20 protein-coding genes are annotated in these 20,762 nt (G+C 64.8%); 7 read left to right on the forward strand and 13 right to left on the reverse strand.

What is annotated here, in order from left to right; all coding sequences use genetic code 11:
- Nucleotides 1-19: 19 nt before the first annotated feature.
- The gene (locus AC1D02_RS19850; RefSeq protein ID WP_477320056.1) at nucleotides 20-565 is read left to right on the forward strand and encodes a YcxB family protein; all 546 of its coding nucleotides are present in this window, start codon (nucleotides 20-22) and stop codon (nucleotides 563-565) included.
- Nucleotides 566-569: 4 nt separating this feature from the next.
- Here the strand turns inward: AC1D02_RS19850 and AC1D02_RS19855 are convergent, their stop codons facing one another.
- The 11 genes from AC1D02_RS19855 to miaB form a co-directional block, all read right to left on the reverse strand.
- Nucleotides 570-1,466, reverse strand: a complete 897-nt coding sequence (locus AC1D02_RS19855) for a M48 family metallopeptidase (protein WP_477320058.1) — start codon at nucleotides 1,464-1,466, stop codon at nucleotides 570-572.
- 44 nt (nucleotides 1,467-1,510) lie between these two features.
- The gene (locus AC1D02_RS19860) at nucleotides 1,511-2,251 is read right to left on the reverse strand and encodes a lysophospholipid acyltransferase family protein (RefSeq protein WP_477320060.1); all 741 of its coding nucleotides are present in this window, start codon (nucleotides 2,249-2,251) and stop codon (nucleotides 1,511-1,513) included.
- 21 nt (nucleotides 2,252-2,272) lie between these two features.
- On the reverse strand, nucleotides 2,273-2,827 hold the full coding sequence (gmhB, locus tag AC1D02_RS19865; protein WP_477320062.1) for a D-glycero-beta-D-manno-heptose 1,7-bisphosphate 7-phosphatase: 555 nt from the start codon (nucleotides 2,825-2,827) through the stop codon (nucleotides 2,273-2,275).
- 5 nt (nucleotides 2,828-2,832) lie between these two features.
- Nucleotides 2,833-4,920: a glycine--tRNA ligase subunit beta gene (gene glyS, locus AC1D02_RS19870; protein WP_477320064.1), complete on the reverse strand. Its 2,088-nt coding sequence runs from the start codon at nucleotides 4,918-4,920 to the stop codon at nucleotides 2,833-2,835.
- Nucleotides 4,921-4,945: 25 nt separating this feature from the next.
- Nucleotides 4,946-5,860, reverse strand: a complete 915-nt coding sequence (glyQ, locus tag AC1D02_RS19875) for a glycine--tRNA ligase subunit alpha (RefSeq protein ID WP_477320066.1) — start codon at nucleotides 5,858-5,860, stop codon at nucleotides 4,946-4,948.
- Between the two features lie 104 nt (nucleotides 5,861-5,964).
- Nucleotides 5,965-7,521, reverse strand: a complete 1,557-nt coding sequence (gene lnt, locus AC1D02_RS19880) for an apolipoprotein N-acyltransferase (protein ID WP_477320068.1) — start codon at nucleotides 7,519-7,521, stop codon at nucleotides 5,965-5,967.
- Entirely contained in the window at nucleotides 7,521-8,399 is an 879-nt protein-coding gene (locus tag AC1D02_RS19885) for an HlyC/CorC family transporter (RefSeq protein ID WP_477320070.1), read from the reverse strand. The genes lnt and AC1D02_RS19885 overlap by 1 nt, the downstream gene beginning before the upstream one ends.
- Nucleotides 8,400-8,557: 158 nt before the next feature.
- Nucleotides 8,558-9,763: an NAD(P)/FAD-dependent oxidoreductase gene (locus AC1D02_RS19890; protein ID WP_477320072.1), complete on the reverse strand. Its 1,206-nt coding sequence runs from the start codon at nucleotides 9,761-9,763 to the stop codon at nucleotides 8,558-8,560.
- Nucleotides 9,764-9,890: 127 nt separating this feature from the next.
- Nucleotides 9,891-10,355: an rRNA maturation RNase YbeY gene (gene ybeY / locus AC1D02_RS19895; RefSeq protein WP_477320074.1), complete on the reverse strand. Its 465-nt coding sequence runs from the start codon at nucleotides 10,353-10,355 to the stop codon at nucleotides 9,891-9,893.
- On the reverse strand, nucleotides 10,339-11,385 hold the full coding sequence (locus AC1D02_RS19900) for a PhoH family protein (RefSeq protein ID WP_477320076.1): 1,047 nt from the start codon (nucleotides 11,383-11,385) through the stop codon (nucleotides 10,339-10,341). The genes ybeY and AC1D02_RS19900 overlap by 17 nt, the downstream gene beginning before the upstream one ends.
- On the reverse strand, nucleotides 11,382-12,743 hold the full coding sequence (miaB, locus tag AC1D02_RS19905; protein WP_477320078.1) for a tRNA (N6-isopentenyl adenosine(37)-C2)-methylthiotransferase MiaB: 1,362 nt from the start codon (nucleotides 12,741-12,743) through the stop codon (nucleotides 11,382-11,384). Before miaB ends, AC1D02_RS19900 begins: the two co-directional genes overlap by 4 nt.
- 634 nt (nucleotides 12,744-13,377) lie before the next feature.
- Here miaB and AC1D02_RS19910 point away from each other — a divergent pair.
- Entirely contained in the window at nucleotides 13,378-13,719 is a 342-nt protein-coding gene (locus AC1D02_RS19910) for a hypothetical protein (protein ID WP_477320080.1), read from the forward strand.
- 109 nt (nucleotides 13,720-13,828) lie between these two features.
- Here the strand turns inward: AC1D02_RS19910 and AC1D02_RS19915 are convergent, their stop codons facing one another.
- Nucleotides 13,829-14,674 carry an HDOD domain-containing protein gene (locus tag AC1D02_RS19915; protein ID WP_477320082.1) on the reverse strand — a complete coding sequence of 282 codons (846 nt, stop codon included), beginning with the start codon at nucleotides 14,672-14,674 and terminating at the stop codon, nucleotides 13,829-13,831.
- Nucleotides 14,671-15,006, reverse strand: a complete 336-nt coding sequence (locus AC1D02_RS19920; RefSeq protein ID WP_477320084.1) for a hypothetical protein — start codon at nucleotides 15,004-15,006, stop codon at nucleotides 14,671-14,673. The genes AC1D02_RS19915 and AC1D02_RS19920 overlap by 4 nt, the downstream gene beginning before the upstream one ends.
- A 139-nt stretch (nucleotides 15,007-15,145) precedes the next feature.
- Here AC1D02_RS19920 and AC1D02_RS19925 point away from each other — a divergent pair, with 139 nt between their 5' ends.
- The 5 genes from AC1D02_RS19925 to AC1D02_RS19945 all read left to right on the forward strand — a co-directional run.
- Nucleotides 15,146-16,714 (forward strand): sensor histidine kinase, encoded by a 1,569-nt coding sequence (locus AC1D02_RS19925; RefSeq protein ID WP_477320086.1) that lies wholly within the window; start codon nucleotides 15,146-15,148, stop codon nucleotides 16,712-16,714.
- A 99-nt stretch (nucleotides 16,715-16,813) separates the two neighbouring features.
- Nucleotides 16,814-17,422, forward strand: a complete 609-nt coding sequence (gstA, locus tag AC1D02_RS19930; protein ID WP_477320088.1) for a glutathione transferase GstA — start codon at nucleotides 16,814-16,816, stop codon at nucleotides 17,420-17,422.
- Nucleotides 17,423-17,971: a DUF1697 domain-containing protein gene (locus AC1D02_RS19935; RefSeq protein ID WP_477320090.1), complete on the forward strand. Its 549-nt coding sequence runs from the start codon at nucleotides 17,423-17,425 to the stop codon at nucleotides 17,969-17,971.
- A 539-nt stretch (nucleotides 17,972-18,510) separates the two neighbouring features.
- On the forward strand, nucleotides 18,511-20,475 hold the full coding sequence (locus AC1D02_RS19940) for an AAA family ATPase (RefSeq protein ID WP_477320092.1): 1,965 nt from the start codon (nucleotides 18,511-18,513) through the stop codon (nucleotides 20,473-20,475).
- Between the two features lie 83 nt (nucleotides 20,476-20,558).
- Nucleotides 20,559-20,762, forward strand: a 204-nt coding sequence (locus AC1D02_RS19945) for a transposase (protein ID WP_477320094.1), incomplete at its 3' end; no start/stop codon positions are given.

Here is a 20,762-nt window from a genome sequence, read left to right on the forward strand (position 1 = left end):
CCGGACAGACGGGGTTCGCATGTTGTGGTTCAATCATCCGAAGCCGGTCGGCGGCCGCAAGCCGGTAGCCCTCCTGGTTCAGCAGCACATCGATCCGCCCACCACGCACTCGGTCCAATCTTCGCCTCCCGCGTTACCCGCCTTGCATGAAATCGACGACGACCAGCTGCAGCCGCTGGCGTTCGAGGTGCGCTACACCTTGTCCGAATACGTCAGCTTCATGTGGCATCACGGGCGCAACCTGATTCGCCGGCGCCGCATCCGCGCGCCGACCAGCTGGTACATGCTCCTCAAGAGCACCTGGTCGGCCGCCTTCCATTTCGTGATGCAGGGGCGTTCGCGCCACACCTACGAATTCACCATCGACCGCCATGGCATCGTTCGCACGGGGCCGGGCGGCGTGACCTTGATCGGATGGGAAGACGTATCGGCGATTCGCAGCTATGCGCGCGGGCGCCTGATGGTGCTGCGGCGCGGCACCCTGCCGATTCCCGAGCGCTGCCTCGACCGCGGCCAGTCCGCCAACCTGGGCATGTATGCAGCCTGGGTAAAGGCCGCGCAGTAAGGACTCAGTCGGGGAAGATGACCGGGAGTTCCTGCGAACGCTTGCGCAGCGCCGCTTTGGCGCCGTCGTAATCCGGATACACCGATTCGACCGCCGCCCAGAAGCGCGCGCTGTGGTTCATTTCCAACAGGTGCGCCAGTTCGTGCGCCACCACGTAGTCGATCAGGGGCAGCGCGTAGTGGATCAGGCGCCAGTTCAGTCGGATGCTGCCCTCGACCGAGCAGGAACCCCAGCGTGTGCCGGCCGACGACAGCGTCATCGAGCTGTAGCTCACGCCAAGGCGCGCGGCGTAAATATCCAGCCGCTCCGCAAACACCCGCTTCGCTTCGTCCTGCAGCCAGAGCCGCACGCGCTGCTGCAGCTGCCATTCCGACAGGCCGGGCGCCACGCCGACGCACAATTGGCGCGCCTGTTCGTCGAAGCGGCAATGGCTGCGCGCGGCCGGCTCGAGCCGCAGCACGATCTCGCCGCCCATGAACGGCAGTTCGGCGCCGTCGACCCATTGCACCGGCGGCTTCTGCTGGCGCAGCGCGCGCCGTTCGCCGCGTTCGTGCAGCTTGGCCAGGATCCAGCGCTGCTTGGCGCGGATCGCGTTGTCGATTTCGGCCAGGGTGATGCGCTTGGGCGCGGTGACGCGCAGGCCGTCGTCGTCGATCATGAAGCCGATCGAGCGGCGCGAGGAGCGGCGCAGCGAGTAGTCGATCGTGTGGGAGCCGAGAACGATGCTGCGCAGCGGCGGCGCGTCGGGGGCGCGCGGCGGTGGAGGGAGAGTGATGCGGGGCGGCGCCGGCGGCGCCTTGAACAGCGCGCGCGGCGGCGAAGGCGAAGCGGACGGCTCGAGCGCCGCGAAGAAATCCTGCGCGAACAGTTCGAGCTGGCCGTCGACGCCGGGCGACTTCATGTCCTGCTTTGGCGCGTTGGCCCGGATTAAGTCGCCGACCCCGCTCAGCCAGCGCTGTAGGCGTGGGGCGAAATGACGCGCATTTCTGACTCTATCCAATTTTCTACCTCTTGCATCATGCTGTCGGGAGTGTGGCCATCAGGCGAGATCGGCTTGCCGATCGAGACCGTGATCACACCGGGACGTTTCAGGAACGAGTTCTTGGGCCAGCACTCACCTGAATTATGCGCGATCGGGACCACCACCGTGTTGGTCTCCACCGCCAGCCGGGTGCCGCCGCTTTTATATTTTCCCGCTTGCCCGACCGGGATGCGGGTCCCTTCCGGGAACATGATAATCCATTGGCCGTCGGCCAGGCGGCGCTTGCCCTGGGCGACCACGTGCTTGAAGGCGTTCTTGCCCTGGCTGCGATCGATCGGGATCATGCGCAGCAGCGCCATGCCCCAGCCGAAGAAGGGAATATACAAAATCTCCTTCTTGAAGACATACACCAGCGGGCGCGTCAGGCTAGGCAGCAGGAAGATGGTTTCCCATGCCGACTGGTGCTTCGACAGCACGATGGCCGGCGCGTCCGGCAGGTTGTCGTAGCCCTTGAAGCGGTAGTGGATGCCGCAAATGACTTTCGCGCACCAGATCACGAACACGTTCCAGCGCGAGGTCACCCAGTAGCGCGTGTTGTAGGGCAGCGGCGCGGCCAGCAGGCACACGAACACCCAGACCACGGTGGCGACCACCATGACGATGGTGAACAGCAGGGAACGCAGGAACAGGCCGATATTACGCAAAGTCAGTCTCCGGGAGGGCTATCAGTTTGGCGAGGGAAGCGGCGCTTTGAGCAGCGCGTTGACCATCGCGGCGAGGTCGGGGAATACTTCGGTGCCGGGCGGCAGGCCGCCGGTTTCGAAAGTCTTCTGGCCTTTCCCGGTCAGCACCAGGTAGGGCGCGCAGCCGCATTTGAAGCCGGACTGCAGGTCGCGCAGCGAATCGCCCACGGTCGGCACGCCGCGCAGGCTGACCTTGAAACGCTTGGCGATTTCTTCGAACATGCCGGACTTCGGCTTGCGGCAGTCGCAGTTGTCGATCGCCGCGTGCGGGCAGAAGAAGATCGCGTCGATCGTCGCGCCGACCATTTGCGCGCGCGCGTGCAGCTTCTGGTGGATCGCGTTCAGGATGGTCATGTCGAACAGTTCGCGCGCGATGCCCGACTGGTTCGACGCGATCACCACGCGGTAGCCGGCCTGGTTCAGGCGCGCGATCGCTTCCAGCGAGCCGGGGATCGGAATCCACTCGGCCGGCGACTTGATGAAGTCAGGCGAGTCGTGGTTGATGACGCCGTCACGGTCCAGGATGATTAGTTTCATAAAAATCAGACTGCCAGTTTCGAAATGTCGGCGACGCGGTTCATCATGCCGTGCAGCTGGGACAATAGCGCCAGGCGGTTGTTGCGCAGCGCCGGGTCTTCGGCATTGACCATGACGTCGTTGAAGAAGCCGTCGACGTCGTCGCGCAGCTGCGACAGCGTCTTCAGCGTGCCCGTAAAGTCGCCGCGGGCGAAAGCGGCATCGACTTCGGGACGCACGCGCGCCACGCTGGCGGCCAGCTTCTTCTCGGCGTCTTCCTGCAGCAGGCCCTCGCTGACGGTGCCGATGGCGCCCTCGGCCTTCTTCAGGATGTTGGTGATCCGCTTGTTGGCCGCGGCCAGCGAAGCGCTTTCGGGCATCTCGGCGAAGGCCTTGACCGCTTCCAGGCGCTGCACGATGTCGTCGAGGCGGTCCGGGTCCTGCGCCACCACCGCTTCGACTTCGTTGGCCGAGAAGCCGCGCTCGCGCAGGATGCCGCGCAGGCGATCGATGAAAAAGCCCTTCACGTCGGCGGACGGATCCTTGAAGTCCTTGCGGTAGTCGAACACCGAGGCGGCGTCGGCCAGCAGCTCGCCGATCGACAGCGGCAGGCGCTTTTCCAGCATCATGCGCAGCACGCCCAAGGCGTGGCGGCGCAGCGCGAACGGGTCCTTGTCGCCGGTCGGCGCCAGGCCGATCGACCAGATGCCGACCAGGGTTTCGAGCTTGTCGGCCAGCGCCACGGCGGTGCCGGTGGCGGTGGACGGCAGCGCGTCGCCGGCAAAGCGCGGCTGGTAGTGTTCCGACGCGGCCAGCGCGACTTCCTCGTGCTCGCCGTCGTGGCGCGCGTAGTAGGCGCCCATGATGCCTTGCAGTTCGGGGAATTCGCCGACCATGTCGGTCAGGAGGTCGGCCTTGGCCAGCATCGCGCCGCGCTCGGCCAGCAGCATGTCGTAGCCGAGGCGTTTGGCGATCGCGCCGGACAGCCGGGTGACGCGCTCGGTGCGCTCGGCCTGGGTGCCCAGCTTGTTGTGGTAGACCACGTTGGCCAGCAGCGGCAGGCGCGATTCGAGCGACTTCTTCTTGTCCTGCTCGAAGAAGAACTTGGCGTCGGACAGGCGCGGGCGCACCACGCGCTCGTTGCCGCCGACGATGGCCTCGGGCGTGTCGGTGGCGATGTTCGAGACGATCAGGAAGCGCGAGCGCAACTTGCCGGCGGTGTCGGTCAGCGCGAAGTATTTCTGGTTGGTCTGCATGGTGAGGATCAGGCATTCCTGCGGCACGGCCAGGAACTCGTCCTCGAAGCGGCATTCGTAGACCACCGGCCATTCGACCAGCGCGGCCACTTCGTCGAGCAGCGACTCGGGCATCAGCACCTGGTCGGCGCCGGCCTTTTCCAGCAGCGCGGCGCGGATCGCGTCCTTGCGCTGCGCGGTGCTGGCGATGACCTTGCCTTCGTTTTCCAGCATGCCGGCGTAATTGACCGGATGCGAGATCGAGATCGGCTGGCCGGCCGAAAGGAAGCGGTGGCCCAGCGTGGTGCGGCCGGCGGACAGGCCCAGCGCGGCCAGCGGCACGATCTCTTCGCCGTGCAGCGCGATCAGCGAATGGGCCGGGCGCACGAACTGCACGGTGGCGCCGCCTGGCCTCTGGTAGCTCATTAATTTAGGGATCGGCAGTTTGCCGAGCGCGTCGTCGAACGCGGCCTGCAGGCCGGCCGCCAGGGCGCTGCCTTCGGCGGTGTAGGTGTAGAAGAAGCTCTCGGCCTTGCCGTCGGCGGCGCGTTCGAGCTGCGCCACGGTGACGTCGGCGCGGCCCATCGCGGCCAGCTTTTTGGCCAGCGGCGCGGTCGGGTTGCCGTCGGCGTCCAGCGCGACCGACACCGGCAGCACTTTTTCGCGGATCGACTTGTCGGGCGAAGCGGCGCGCACGTTGGTGATGGAGACCGCCAGGCGGCGCGGCGTGGCAAAGGCGGTGGTCACGCTGTCGGCGTCGAGGAAGTCGCGCGATTTGAGGCCCTGCTCGATGCCGGCGGCGAAAGCGGCGCCCAGTTTGACGAGCGCCTTCGGCGGCAGTTCTTCGGTCAGCAGTTCGACGAGTAATGTCTGGTTCATGGTTCTGTTCTTATAGGTCGTGGGCTCAGGCGGCTTCCTGCGAGGCGCGCGGCGCCATCGGGAATCCCAGCTTTTCGCGCGAGTCGTAGTAGGCCTGCGCGACCAGGCGCGACAAGGTGCGCACGCGGCCGATGTAGGCGGCGCGCTCGGTCACCGAGATGGCTCCGCGCGCGTCGAGCATGTTGAAGCTGTGCGAAGCCTTCATGATCTGCTCGTAGGCCGGCAAGGTCAGCGCCAGTTCGACCAGGCGCTTCGCCTCGGCTTCGTGGTTGGCGAAGGCGGCGAACAGCAGCTCGGTGTTGGCGTGCTCGAAGTTGTAGGTCGACTGCTCGACTTCGTTCTGGTGGTAGACGTCGCCGTACGACAGCGTCTTTTTAACGCCATTCTCTTCCCACTCGGTCCACACCAGGTCGTAGACGTTTTCGACGCCCTGCAGGTACATCGCCAGGCGCTCGATGCCGTAGGTGATCTCGCCCAGCACCGGCTTGCAATCGAGGCCGCCGACCTGCTGGAAGTAGGTGAACTGGGTCACTTCCATCCCGTTCAGCCAGACTTCCCAGCCCAGGCCCCAGGCGCCCAGCGTCGGGCTTTCCCAGTCGTCCTCGACGAAGCGCACGTCGTTCTGCTTCAGGTCCAGGCCCAGCGCTTCGAGCGATCCGAGATACAGGTCGAGGATGTTTTCCGGCGCCGGCTTGAGCACAACCTGGTACTGGTAATAGTGCTGCAGGCGGTTCGGGTTTTCGCCGTAGCGGCCATCCTTCGGGCGGCGCGACGGCTGCACGTAGGCGGCGCGCCATGGCTCCGGGCCGATCGCGCGCAGGAAGGTGCCGGTGTGGAAAGTGCCGGCGCCGACTTCCATGTCGTACGGCTGGAGCAGGGCGCAACCTTGCTTGTCCCAGTAGGTTTGCAAGGTCAGGATAATTTGTTGGAATGTGAGCATCGTGGCGTGGAGCCGCGCGAGTAGGCGCGGGCAGTAGGTGAATTTGCTAAACGACCAATTTTAGCGGGTTTTGCGCGACGGCTGGGAACGTAAATGCCAAAACCTCACTGCGCCGCGGCTTTCCGGAAGCTTCGTCCGGAAAACCACGCCGCGGCGAGGGCCAGCGCGCCCAGCGCCAGGAATAAATAGTTGCCGAAGCGAATGTACGGGGTGAAGCCTTCCATGCCCTGCACGCGCGCCGACAGCACGCCGCGCTGGTAGGGCGGCAGCACGGCCAGCACTTTGCCGTGCGGGTCGATGACGGCGGTGGCGCCGCTATTGGTCGCGCGCAGCATCGGGCGCCCCGTCTCCATCGAGCGCATGCGCGAAATCTGCAGGTGCTGCGGGATCGCGACCGACTCGCCGTACCAGGCCAGGTTGGAGGAGTTGAGCAGGATCGTGGCCGGCTGCGGCGCATTGCGCAGCTGGTCGGCGATTTCTTCGCCGAACGCGTCCTCGTAGCAGATGTTGGGCAGCACGCGCTGGTCCTTGACGGCGAACGGCGCCTGCACCGCCGGGCCGCTGGTGAAGTCGCCCAGCGGGATTTGCATCATCTGGACGAACCAGTGGAAGCCTTGCGGGACGAATTCGCCGAACGGCACCAGGTGGTGCTTGTCGAAGCGGTAGGTCTCTCCGCCCGGGCCGATGCCGGCCACGCTGTTGGAGAAGCGGGTCGGGCTGTCGGTCAGCGGAATCCCGTACAGCAGGCTGCTGCCGCTGTCGCGCGCGAACTTCGCGAGGCCCGGCAGGTAGTCGGGCGGCAGCTGCTGCGGGAACAGCACCACCGCCGTCTCCGGCGTGGCGATCAGGTCGGCCGGCGCCGCGGTGATCATCTCGCGGAACAGGTCGAGCGCTTTTAATATGTAGGGCGCTTCGAATTTTTCGCCCTGCGGCACATTGCCCTGCAACAGGCGCACCGACAGCAGGCCGCCGTGCGGGCGGGTCCAGTCGATGTGTCTGAGGCCGAAGCCGGCCGCCATGATCGCGCACAGCAGGCCGATCGCCTGCCAGCGCGCGCGCTGGGTCAGCATCGCCAGGCAGCTCGAACAGAGCGCGACCAGCACGCCGATGCCGTACACGCCGACGATGGGCGCGTAGCCGGACAGCGGACTGTTATGGTGGGCGTAGCCGGAAGCGGCCCAGGGGAAGCCGGTGAACACCCAGCCGCGCATCCATTCGGACACGCCCCAGGTCACCGGCAGCACCAGCAGCAGGAAGCTGGCCACCGGCAGCGACCAGCGGCGCCTCAGCCATGCCGCGAAGCCCATCGCGAACGATGCGAACAATCCCATGTAGGCGCCGAGCAGCAGGATCGCCAGCGCGGCCAGCGGCGCGGCCAGCCCGCCGAAGCGGTTCATCGCGATGTACAGCCAGTGCATGCCGGCCACCGACCAGCCCAGGCCGAAGGCCCAGCCGATCCAGCCGGCGCGGCGCACCGAGGTGTCCATGCCGACCTGGTAGAACACGAAGGCGAGCAGGGGGAACTGCAGCGGCCAGGAGCCGAACGGTGCGAAGGTGAACAGCGACAGGCCGCCGGCGATGGCTGCGAACAGCATCGGCCAGGCGGTGCCGCGCGGCGTGGCGCCGGCGTAGGTAGGGGCTGCGCGAGGACGGCGCAGCATCAGTCGTGTTCGTCCTCGGCCAGCGGCAGGCGCTCGACCAGCAGCACGTGGATCTGGCGGGCGTCGGCGCGCAGCACTTCGAAGCGCAGGTTGTCGATGTCGAACAGCTCGCCCTTGTGCGGCATGCGCCCGAGGTGGTTGGCGACCAGGCCGCCGATGGTGTCGACGTCCTCGTCGACCAGCGACGAGCCGAGTTCCTGGTTGAACTGTTCGAGTTCGGTCAGCGCCTTGACGCGCCAGCGCGGCCCGAGCTGGCCTTCCTTGATCGACAGGACGTTGTCCTCTTCCTCGTCGAAGTCGTATTCGTCCTCGATGTCGCCGACGATCTGTTCCAGCACGTCTTCGATGGTGATCAGGCCGGCCACGCCGCTGTACTCGTCGACCACGATGGCCATGTGGTTATGGTTGGCGCGGAAGTCGCGCAGCAGCACGTTCAGGCGCTTCGACTCCGGGATGAAGATGGCGGGGCGCAGCATGTCGCGCACGTCGAACGATTCTTCGGCGTAGTAGCGCAGCAGGTCCTTGGCCAGCAGGATGCCGACGACCTTGTCGCGCTCGCCCTCGATGGCGGGGAAGCGCGAGTGGGCGGTGCCCAGCACGCTGGGCATCCATTCTTCGATTGGTTTGCCGATGTCGATCACGTCCATCTGCGAACGCGGGATCATGATGTCGCGCGCGGACAGGTCGGAGACCTGGAACACGCCCTCGATCATCGACAGCGCGTCGGCGTCGATCAGGTTGCGCTCGTGCGCGTCGTGCAGCACTTCGAGCAGCTCGTCGCGATTTTCGGGCTCGGGGGAGATCAGTGCGGTCAGTCGTTCAAACAGTGACCGGTGGGGTTTGGCGTCCGTGCGGACGTCCGTAGGGTGCTCTGGCATAGTTGGCGTGAGCCGTTGTTTCGGTTGGCGTAGGATACACTAAAACTGCAAATGCCCGTTTTTTAGGCAGGTGTGGCGGCGTTCCTGGTACTGGAAAAGCCGCGGACCAAGGGCTGGGGTCAGGTCCGCCGGAACTGACCCCGCCGTTGTCGCCGCCGTCAGCGCTGCAACGATGTCCGCGTCGGCGAATACAGGTCGGTCCAGCGGTTGGGCCGCCCGAGGATCTGGTCGGCCACCAGGATCGCGCCGGCGGTGCAGTAGGTCATGCCGTTGCCGGAGTCGCCGGTGATGATGTAGACGTTGGACTGGTCGACCGGGTAGTGGCCCAGCATGGCGATGCCGTCGTGCGGCTCCATGATGCGCCCCGACCACTGGTACTCGACCTGGCCCGCGCCGGGAAAGCGCGCCCGCGCCCACGCTTCGATTTCGGCATAGCGGCGCTGTGGGTCGATGGCGTCGCTCTTCACATGGTCCTGGCCGCCGACGATCAGCAGTTCGTGCGCGGCGCCCGGCGCCGCCGCGGCCAGGCGTACGTAGTAGTACGGAGTGCCGGTGTCCCACATCAGCACGCGCGGCAGGGCGTCCTTCGGAACGCGCAGGCCGATCACGTAGCTCTGGTAGGCCTGCTGCCGGTCGCGCGGCGCGAAGCGGCGGTCGAACGGCGCATTGGTGGCGATGACCACGGCGCGGGCATTGATGTCGCCGTGCGCGGTGCGGACCGACTGCAGGCCGGCGTCGCCTTCGATCGTCGCCGCCGTCGTGCCGCCGCAGATGCGTCCGCCCAGCGTGGTGATGGCGCGCGCCAGGCCGGCCAGGTATTTGAGCGGATGGAACTGCGCCTGGCGCGCGAAGCGCAGGCATGGGCCAGTGTCGAACGGCAGTCCCGGCACGCGCTCGAGGCGGCGCACGTCGAGGCCCAGGCGCGAAGTGATGGCGTATTCCGCCTCCAGCACCGCGTCCCATTTGCCGTGCGGGTTGAACAGGTAGCCGTCGAGGCGCTCGAAGTCGCAGTCGATCTGCTCGGCGCGCACGATCGATTCGACGCAGTCGGTGGCGCGGCGGTAGCTGTCGGCCAGCAGCGCCGTCTTCGAGGCGCCCAGCATGCGCTCGAGCCCAGCAAAGCGTTCGTCGGGCGGGAACATGTGCGCGGTGGTGCGGCCGGATTCTCCGGCGGCCACGCCGACGCTGTCGATCACGACCACCGATTTTCCCTCGCGCAGCAGCATGTAGGCGGTGGTCAGTCCGGCGATGCCGGCGCCGATCACGCACACGTCTGCCGCCTGGTCGCCGTCGAGCGGCGCGAAGGTGGGCATGCTGGAGGTGTCCAGCCACAGCGAGCCGTTCTGTTCTTGTAATGGTTGCATAAGCACGCTCCTGTCTTCTGGTTCTTGTAAGGAAGGAACCATTGGACCAAATCAGGGGCGTGCGCTACGGTGCGATTACGTACATATGAGACGTAACCGATTGCAACAAATGTGACGGGATGTGGACTTATGCGGCGTAGGGATCGGGGAAGCCCAGCGACTCGAGGATGTCGCGCTCGAAGTCTTCCATCTCGCTCGCATCGTCGTCGAGCTCGTGGTCGTATCCCTGCGCGTGAAGCACGCCGTGCACCACCAGGTGCGCCGCGTGTTCCTCGACCGTCTTCTTTTGTTCGGCCGCTTCGCGTTCCAGCACGTCGGTGCACAGGATGATGTCGGCGCGGGTCGGCTCGTCGTCGCCGATTTCCTCGCCTTCGTTGTAGGCGAAGGTCAGCACGTTGGTGGCGTAGTCCTTGGCGCGATAGTGCTTGTTCAGCATGCGCCCCTCGTCTTCGGCGACGAAGCGCACGGTCAGTTCGGCCGGTCCGAGCAGGGCGGCCTGCACCCAGCGCCGCAGCTTGGCGCGCGTGACGGTCGCTTCGAGGCGGTCGTCGGGATACTGCACCGTCAGCGAGAGTTTATTTTTTTCGGACATTGCGGGCGGCCGGTTTGGGCAGCGCGACCAGGTCCTGGATCGAAGCTGCGGATTCATAGGCGTCGACGATGCGCGCGACGAGCGGATGGCGCACCACGTCGGCGCTGGAGAACTGGGTGAAGGCGATGCCGCGCACGTCCTTGAGCACGTGGACCGCGTCGATCAGGCCGCTCTGCTGGGTCCTGTGCAGGTCGACCTGGGTGACGTCGCCGGTGATCACGGCCTTGCTGCCGAAGCCGATCCGGGTCAGGAACATCTTCATCTGTTCGACGGTGGTGTTCTGCGCCTCGTCGAGGATCACGAAGGCGTGGTTCAGCGTGCGGCCGCGCATGTAGGCCAGCGGCGCGATCTCGATCACCTGTTTCTCGAACATCTTCTGGGTGCGGTCGAAGCCGAGCAGGTCGTACAGCGCGTCGTACAGCGGGCGCAGGTAGGGATCGACCTTGGAGGCCATGTCGCCGGGCAGGAAGCCGAGCCGCTCGCCCGCTTCGACGGCGGGACGGGTCAGCACGATGCGCTTGACCGCGTCGCGTTCGAGCGCGTCGACCGCGCAGGCCACCGCCAGGTAGGTCTTGCCGGTGCCGGCCGGGCCGACGCCGAACGCGATGTCGTGTTCGAGGATCGCGCGCAGGTAGGCGATCTGGTGCGGCGTGCGCCCGCGCAGGTCGGAGCGGCGCGTCTTGAGCACCGGGGTGGTGTGCTCGCTCATGTCCGGATGCTCCGGATCGGGATCGGGGCTGGTCAGCGCCGGCGTCAGGCCGGAGCGCTGCTCCACCAGCGCAAGCTGGACTTCCTCGATCGGGACGATCTTGTTGGCCACCGCGTAGAAGCGCTCGAGGATCTCCACCGCGCGCTCGGCGTTGCTGCCGCTGACGATGAATTTTTCGCCGCGGCGGAAGATGGTGACGTCGAGCGCGGCCGAAATCTGGCGCAGGTTCTCGTCGAGCGGCCCGCACAGGTGCGCGAGGCGGGAGTTATCGAGCGGCTCGGGGATGAAGTAGGACGGCTGGATCGGGGTCTTGGTTTTCAACTGGCTTTCGCGATCATGTCGGCGCTGGCGACCAATTCGCCGCGCAAGGTGTAGTTAAAGCTTTCGGTGATGCGCACGTCGGCCATCTGGCCGACCAGCGCGTCGAAGTGCTCGCCCGCGGCGAAGTTGACCACGCGGTTGTTCTCGGTGCGGCCCTGCAGCTCGCCGGCGTCTTTCTTGGAGGCGCCTTCGACGAGGATGCGCTGCACGGTGCCGACCATCGCCGCTGAAAACTTGCGGGTGTTGGCGTCGATCGCGGCCTGCAGGCGCTGCAGGCGCGCCAGCTTGACCTCGTGCGGCGTGTCGTCGGCCAGGCTGGCGGCCGGCGTGCCGGGGCGCTTGCTGAAGATGAAGCTGTAGCTGGTGTCGAAGCCGACGTCGGCGATCAGTTTCATCATCGCCTCGAAATCGGCGTCGGTCTCGCCGGGAAAGCCGACGATGAAGTCGGACGAGATCGACATGTTCGGGCGCACCGCGCGGATGCGCCGGATGATGGACTTGTATTCGAGCGCGGTGTAGCCGCGCTTCATGGCGCCCAGCACCTTGTCGGCGCCATGCTGGGCCGGCAGGTAGAGGTGGTCGACCAGCTGCGGGATTTTCGCGTAGGCGTCGATCAGGCGCTGGGTGAATTCCTTCGGGTGGCTGGTGACGAAGCGGATCCGCTCGACGCCGGGAATCTCGGCGACGTATTCGAGCAGCAGCGCGAAGTCGGCGACCTCGCCGCCTTCCATCTCGCCGCGGAAGGCATTCACGTTCTGCCCGAGCAGGGTGATCTCGCGCACGCCCTGCGCGGCCAGGCCCGCCACTTCGGCCAGCACGTCCTCGAAGCGGCGCGACACTTCCTCGCCGCGGGTGTAGGGCACCACGCAGTAGCTGCAATATTTGCTGCAGCCTTCCATGATCGACACGAAGGCGGCGGCGCCGTCCTTGCGGGCCGGCGGCAGGTGGTCGAACTTTTCGATTTCCGGGAAGCTGATGTCGACCTGCGACGCTCCGCTGGAACGCCGCTCGCGCATCATCTGCGGCAGGCGGTGCAGGGTCTGCGGGCCGAACACCATGTCGACATAGGGCGCGCGCTTGACGATCGCCTCTCCCTCCTGCGAGGCGACGCAGCCGCCGACGCCGATCAGGAGGTCGGGCCGCGCCAGTTTCAGTTCGCGCAGGCGGCCCAGGTCGGAAAACACTTTTTCCTGCGCCTTTTCGCGCACCGAGCAGGTGTTCAGGAGGATCACGTCGGCGTCCTCCGGCGTGTCGGTGCGTACCAGGCCGTCCGAGGCGCCGAGCACGTCGGCCATCTTGTCCGAGTCGTACTCGTTCATCTGGCAGCCGAAGGTCTTGATGAATACTTTTTTCTGCATGGAGGGTTTTCTGATCTGTGCTGACGACATGACAACTTGGCCTGTCAGTTTACCGTAAATCGCACCCGGGGGACGAACGCCTGCACCTGGCGATTTCGCTAACGTTTTGAAACACTATTTACAGGAACATCATGAGTTAAAGAAATAAAGTGGTGCAAACTTTAATTAAAGATATTGGTTTGAGTAAATGATACGACCCGTTTCCGGCCGAAAACATTAACGATTGCTTGATTGGCTTGGAGTTATTTCCTGTTGTAAATCAATGGGTTCCAGCGGAATCGTGAAGCGCAAAATTAATACAAGAAAAGTCTTGCGTGCGCCACAGATTGCCCCAATGTGTTGAAATGACGTTGTGACAAGTTTTCCGTACGATAGCTTGATTTCAAACAAGGTGGGCGTTGCCAAGGTCGGATGTACTGATGGCGTATGAGTCTGATAATTTGTTTGTTTAACAAGTTCGGCGGGGAGCGAGTAGCGCGATGCGCAATCGACCCGGGGAAAAGCGGCAGCGCACGATCGAACCACGGTCCGTGATCAGGCTTTCACTGTTTTTCCGGGAACTTAGGTAGACGAAAGATAGTCTTTAACAATGTTCGTAGCAGAATTATTTTAACCAACACACACGAGGTAAATCATGGCACACCATGCGCTTGCATCCCAAGAAAGCTACAACCCGAACCACCTGCTCGATATTCTGCTCGGCAAAATGCAGCTGAAGAACGACGCTGCCCTGTCGCGCATGCTCGAGGTGGCCCCGCCGGTCATCAGCAAGATCCGCCACCACCGCCTGCCGGTCGGCGCCTCGCTGCTGATCCGCATGCACGAAGTGACGGGCATGAGCATCCGCGACCTGCGCGATTTGATGGGCGATCGCCGGACCAAGTATCGTCTGTCGGACGCCCAGGGCCGTCCAAAGGCGGAGGAAAAGGCGGCGGCCGCGGAGCCTGCGGCCACCACCGGCAACTATGCCCATTGATGCCGCGGGCATGGCGGCCGGCGCCGTCATGCCTTCAGCAGGCAGCGGTTCGGCGCCGTAAGGGCGCCGCGCGCGCCGCCGGGCACGCTTGTGCCCAGCCTCCGGTGGGTCACGCCATCAGGACGGCGGAAATTTCCTCGAACTGCAGTTCGGTTTCGCGGAACACGTGCAGATAGGCTTCTTCGTTGAGGCCGAGGGCGTTCCACGCCACCGCCGAGACCGGCGGCACCAGGTCGTCTTCCTCGCCCGCCAGGTCGAGCGCATGGACGATCGCGTTCGCCACGTGGATGATCGTGGCCAAAAATCCCGCGCCCGGCGCTTCCGGATCGTGATGCTGGGCGATCGCCTGCTTCATCGTGTCCGAAAAATTCCAGTGCCCGGCCAGCGCGACCCCGGCCGCGACGTGGTCCACGCCCAGCACGGCGCGTTCGGCGTCGAGCATCTCGCAGTCTTTCGCCGCGCGCAGGGCGATCGCCTCGGCGTATTGCTGCGGATAGGTGCTGACCAGCACCAGGCGCCCGATGTCGTGCAGCAGCCCGGCGGTAAACGCATAATCCTGGTTGAAGCGCATGCGCCGCGCCAGCACCCGCGCGCAGGCGGCCGTGGCGATCGAATGGCGCCAGAACGCCTTGTCATTGAAGCCGGCGCACTGGCCCTGGGCGAAGCAGCCGGTCACGGCGGCGGCGGTGATCAGGTTGCGCGTGGTCTGGAAGCCGAGGAAAGTCAGCGCCTGCTGGATCGTGGTGACTTTCACCTGCAGCCCATAGGCCGACGAGTTGGCCAGGCGCAGCGTCTTGGCCGTCAGCGCCTGGTCGTGCGACACTTTTTTCGCCAGCACCGAGATGTCGGCGTCGTCCTGGTCGATCGCGGTGAGCAGCTCCATCACCACCGCGGGAAGCGACGGCAGGTCCCGCAGGCGCGCGACGACGTCGTCGAGCGTGATCGGGGCGCTCATTGTTCGATCTCCCGGCCCAGCCGATAGTCTTCGACGTAATGGTGCAGGATGCCGGTGGCCCAGTCGTCGTTATTGTCGATGTCGTTGTTGCGGAACAGGCGGCCGAGGCGGGCCTTGACCGTGGCTTCATCGGGCGCCGGGACGGCGTCGGCCTCGCCGGTGCGCACGGCCAGCATCTCGATGCCGTGGCGCGGCAGCAGCGCGATGATCGGCGCGGTCAGCACCGCGCCTTGCGGCAGCAGCACCTGGCCTTGCTGGTCGAGCAGGACATCGGAAAGCACCATGCCCGGCCTGACTTCGGACAGCGGCAGATGCTGATAAGCTGAACTCATTGATCCTCCATTACGATGATGTAATTTTACCATCGCAGTCCGGCGCCGAGCGAAAGTTTCCGGCGGTTCATGCTCCCTTGCCAAGGCGCAGGGCTTCCCTTACATTGGAAGCAACCCCGCGCGTTCCCGGAAGGATCGAATGTTCAGTATTCAAAGCCGGCTGCAACTGCTGTTCGTGCTGATCGTCACGCTGGTGCTGAGCATCTCGGGGACCTACGCCCAGTACTCGCTGGGCAAGGAACTCGAGGCCAGCAACCAGCGCCTGCGCGATGGCGTGCTGACGCGATTGCAGATCAGCCTGCCGTCGGCGCTGTGGGACCTCGACAAGGCCAAGGTCGACACCATCCTCGAAGCCGAAATGCTGCCACCGGAGGTGGTGTCGATCCGGGTCTACGACAGCGCCGTCGGGCTGTTCGCCGGCAAGCAGCGCGGCGCCAACGGCGCGTTGGTGCCCTCGGCCCGGGTCGCGCCGGCGGGCACGCCGGTCGAGGCCGCGCTGGAATTTCGCGACGCCGGCTCGACCGGCACCAGCATCCGCCCGGTGCCGGTGGGCAAAGTGGTGGTGACCTTCAGCCGCGCCCAGATCGACGCCGCGCTGGCGTCCGAGCTGACGCGCCGGGTGATCGAAGTGCTGGTGCTCGACGTGATCCTGGTGCTGGCGCTGTCGCTCGCGCTGCGGGTGGTGTTCCGGCCGCTGCGGCGCCTGCGCGACGGCCTGTTCGAGCTGGCCACGCGGGGCGGCGGCGAGGTCGAGGAACTGCCGGAAAACCGGCGCGACGAGCTGGGCGAAGTGATCCGCGGCTTCAACCAGATCCAGCGCCGCCTGAAATCGACCATCGTGCGCATCCGCGAAGCCGAGGACGCCGCGCGCACCTCGGCGCGCCAGACGGCCGAGGCGCTGGACGACCTGCGCCAGACCCAGGAGTCGCTGCTGCAGGCCGAGCGGCTGGCCTCGCTTGGCGGCCTGGTGGCCGGCGTCGCCCACGAAATCAACACGCCGGTCGGCATCGCGCTGACCAGCGCCTCGGTGCTGAAGGACGCGACCGACCAGATGCAGGCGGCGGTGGCCGACGGCGGCCTGAAAAAATCGGTGGTGCTGCGCTACCTCGACACGGCGGCCGAAAGCGCGCGCCTGATCATGAACAACGCCCACCGCGCGGCACACCTGATCCACAGCTTCAAGCAGATCGCGGTCGACCAGACCAGCGAGGCGCGGCGCCGCTTCGCGCTGATGGAGTATGTGGAGGAAATCGTCACCAGCCTGCAGCCGAAGCTGAAAACCATCCACATCGACATGAAGCTCGACGGCGCGTCCGACATCATGCTCGACAGCTACCCGGGCGCCTTCGCCCAGGTCATCACCAACCTGGTGCTCAACTGCGCCGAGCACGCGTTCGGCGCCGACCAGGAAGGGCGCATCGAGATCAGCGCGCGCCAGGCGGGCGACATGGTCGAGATCGCGCTGGCCGACAACGGCAAGGGCATCGCGCCGGACGCGCTGGACCGCATCTTCGAGCCCTTCTTCACCACACGGCGCGGGCAGGGCGGCACCGGCCTCGGCCTGAACATCGTCTACAACCTGGTCGCCAAGCAGTTCGGCGGCACCATCACGGCGCGCAGTTCGCTGGGGCTGGGCACCGAATTTTCCCTGCGCATGCCGCGCGTGGCGCCCCAGCCGGCGGCCGAAGCGGCGACCGCGCAGGGCTAGCACGCAGGGCTTGCGCGCGCCCAAGCGAGGCCGGCCATTTTGTTATATTCTCGCCATTCTTGCCATTTTGTCGCCGCCCACCCTTCGTAAAGGATCGCTATGAAACTGTACTTCGCCCCTGGCGCCTGCTCCATGTCGCCGCACATCGCCCTGCAGGAATCCGGCCTGCCGTACACGACCGAGAAGGTCGACCTGCGCGCCAAGAAGACGGCCAGCGGCGCCGACTACCTGGAGATCAACCCGAAGGGCTACGTGCCGGCGCTTGTGCTCGACAATGGCGAAATGCTGACCGAAGGCCCGGCGATCGTCCAGTACATCGCCGACCAGGCCAAGGACAAGCAGCTGCGCCCGGCCGCCGGCACCGTCGAGCATTACCATTTGCTGGAGTGGCTCAATTTCATCAGCGCCGAAATCCACAAGGGCTTCGGGCCGCTGTTCAATCCCGCGTCCACGGACGACGCCAAGACCCAAGCGCTGGCCAACCTCACCAGGCGCTTCGGCCAGGCCGACAAACTGATGAACGGGCGCGACTACCTGGTGGGCGACAAGTTCAGCGTGGCCGACGGCTATTTGTTTACCATCCTCAACTGGACGAAGAAGACCGGCCCGGACCTCGCCGGCATGCCGAACCTGCAGGCTTTCCAGGCCCGCATCGCCGCCCGTCCGGCGGTGCAGCAGGTGATGCGTGACGAAGGCCTGCTCGGCTAGATGGGCGCGAACCCGGGCATCGCGCTGCTGCGCGGAATCAACGTCGGCCGGGCCAAGCGCATCGCCATGGCCGACTTGCGCACCCTGTTCGAGGAGCTGGGCTTCACCGATGTGCGCACGGTGCTCAACAGCGGCAACGTGGTGTTCGGCGGATCCAGGCTCGCGCCGGGCAAGGCCGCGGCGGCGATCGAGGCGGCGCTGGTGCAGCGACTCGGGGTCGCCTCGCGCGTCACGGTGCTCGGCGCCGACGAGCTGCGGGCGGTGGTCGACGGCAATCCGCTGCTCGGCCAGGCCACCGACCATGCGCGCATGATGACCTTCATGCTGGCCGGCGCCGACCAGCGCAAGCTGCTCGAACCGCTGGCGCGCCAGGACTGGGCGCCGGGCGCGCTGGCGATCGGCGAACGCGCCGCCTATGTCTGGTGCCCCGATGGCGTGCTCGACAGCGCCGCCGCCGCGGCGGTGACCAAGGCGCTGGGCGACGCCACCACCTCGCGCAACTGGAATACTCTGTCCAAACTGCAGGCGCTGTGCGCGCCTGCTGCCTGAGCCGGCGCTCGCCGGCTCCGCCTTAGCGCGATTGCCACAATCCCAATCTCCATTGCGAATCTAATATGTCCGGCGGCATTTTTATGCCCTCTGTTAACCAGAATCCCGATTCGAATTACAATGATGGCTCGGCCGATAGAGTGCGCTCGCGCACATAATCAAACTGATAATAAAAAACCGCGCCAAGCGGCTGATTTTAAAGTCAATTTTCGCCTGTGCAATTATTGAAGTTTCAAATAACACCGCGCTTGTTTATCAAAACCATCATTAACTTAGCAGCTCAATAACTGAATGAATTACCGCAATGTTCACATTTGTTGCGGTACACGAAGTTTTACACTAATTTATTTGGACCTGCGTTTTTTTTGAAGGTATAGTCACTACATCGGTATTGCCTTCAAGCATTAAAACGATGGCAAACGGTCATGAATTGGCCGTAGTGGCATTTGAATGCCCCTGCCAGCCGCCGCGCCACGACTCCGCCGGCATCCAAGACTGTTTGCACCTGCGCCACGCGCACTTTTTGTCCAAAGAGAACCATGCCATATCTTGCCAAATTACAGATCGCCTTCAAGAACATGTACGTGCGGCTCGCCGCCGTGCTGCTGATCGCCTCGCTCGTCTGGCTGGCGGTCGTGCGCGCCGACGTCGCGCAGGATCCTAGCCCGGTCGTCCAGTCGCAGAACATTTCCGAGATCACCGAACTGGCCGCCCGCAAGGACCAGCTCGACTATCTGATGGTGGCCAAGCCGCTGTCGGAGTCGCCCCGCTATATCTTCAAGTTCAAGGGCGCCAGCGAGCTGCACGTGGTCAAGGTGCCGTCGACCTCGCACCTGAGCCTGGAGCGCGAAGTGCTGCTCAAGAACGCGATTCCGTATTCGATCGCCAAGGAAGAATACCTGGCCTCGCACAAGGCCGTGCTGCTCGACGAAGGCGAAAACAGCGCCACCGCCGAGGCGACCGCCTTCCTCAAGCGCCACGCGCTCGACATCCTGGTCATCTTCTTCATCATCTACGCCCTCAAGTTCGGCATCCCGGGCATGGGCATGAACGCGTCCGTCATCTCGCCGGACAAGCTCAAAGGCAGCATGGACGACCTGATCGGCATGGAAGACATCAAGCAGGAAGTGCTGCACCTGGAAGACATGATCCGCAACCGCGCGGAGTACAAGTCGCACAACATCGACAAGCCGTTCAACGTGATGCTGACCGGGCCTGCCGGCACCGGCAAGACCAAGCTGGTCGGCTACCTGGCCAAGAAGCTCAACGTGCCGCTGATCCAGGCGTCCGGTTCGGCGCTGGAGTCGGGTTTTGTGGGCGGCGGTTCGAAGGCGCTCAATGCGCTGTACCGCAAGGCCTGCGCCAAGGGCAGCTGCATCATCTTCCTCGATGAAGCGCAGACCCTGTTCATGCCGCGCGGCCGCGGTGAAAAGAAGTGGGAAGACGATACCGCCAACACGCTGCTCGGGCTGCTGGACGGCGTCAAGAGCGACAAGGGCGCCGGCGTGATCTGGGTGGTGGCGTCGAACTTCGACGACGCCTCGTCCGAGATGGACGAAGCGATGCTGCGCCGCTTCTCGGTGAAGATCAACTTCCGCCTGCCGAACAAGAGCGAGCGCAGCGAGCTGCTGAAGAGCTTCTTGTCGCGCAAGAAGGACGGGCTGGTCGACTGGAATGACCTCGACCTCGGCCAGGTCGCCGAGATGACCGCCAACCTCAGCCCCGCGCTGCTGGAGACGGTGGTCGAACGCGCCAGCATGATCTCGATCCAGGAAAAGACCATCATCAACACCGACCTGATGTTCCGCGCCTTCGAACGCGCGACCCTGGGCCTGACCGACCGCGCCACCACGGCCGAAAAGCACAAGCAGCGCGAGCGCGTTGCCCTGCACGAGCTGGGCCACTTCTTCATGCAGATCGATCCGTATCTGCGCCAGGGCATGTCGCTGGAAGAAGTGAAAGAGAAGTCGCACCTGCTGAAGATCAGCACCGAGTCGGTGTCGAAGATCGGCGCGCTGGGCTATGTGCTGCAGTCCGGCGACGACGTCTCGCTGCGCACCCTGGAAGAACTCGAGCAGGACGTGATCCAGCTGTACGGCGGCGTCGCGGCCGAGGAACTGTTCTACGGCGCGCGCGGCATTTCGGTGGGCAGCCAGAACGACATCGAGAAGGCCACCAAGATGCTGAACCTGATGGTCAACCGACTGTCGATGTATTCGCGCTCGAAGATCGACTACTCGCAACTGGGGCAGGACCAGCACGGCGAGCATTCGGTGCGCCAGGTGGAAGAGAAGTCGGATGAGCTTTATAGCTACACGCTGGGCGCGATCCGCGATTACAAGGCGGTGATCGAATCGATCAAGGACACGCTGCTGGACCAGTACGTGCTGTCGAAGGACGCCGTGTTCGCCCTGCTCGAAGAGCGCCATGACATGCTGATGTCGCACCTGTCGGGTCCCCGCGGCGCCAGCCTGAAGCTGTGCGGAGACGGCGCCGCGGTGTAAGTCAGCCGCGGCTCAAAAAATGGGGTCAGGTTCGCAGAACTGAAGTGCCACCTAAAAGTTGGACGCCAACTTTTAGGTGGTTTATGACAAAGTATGACGAGCAATTCAAGCTGGCCGTCGTCCGTCAGTATCTTGATGGCGATATAGGCTACAAGCAGCTGGCCAGGCAGCGCGGGCTTGCGCATTCGATGGTCCATCGTTGGATTAGCTGGTTCCAGGCTCATGGCACGTTCATCGCGGGCAATCAGGTCGGCCCGTATAGCGCCGACTTCAAGCTGTCGGTCCTG

It is taken from the genome of Massilia sp. P1_C10 (genome assembly GCF_056406475.1).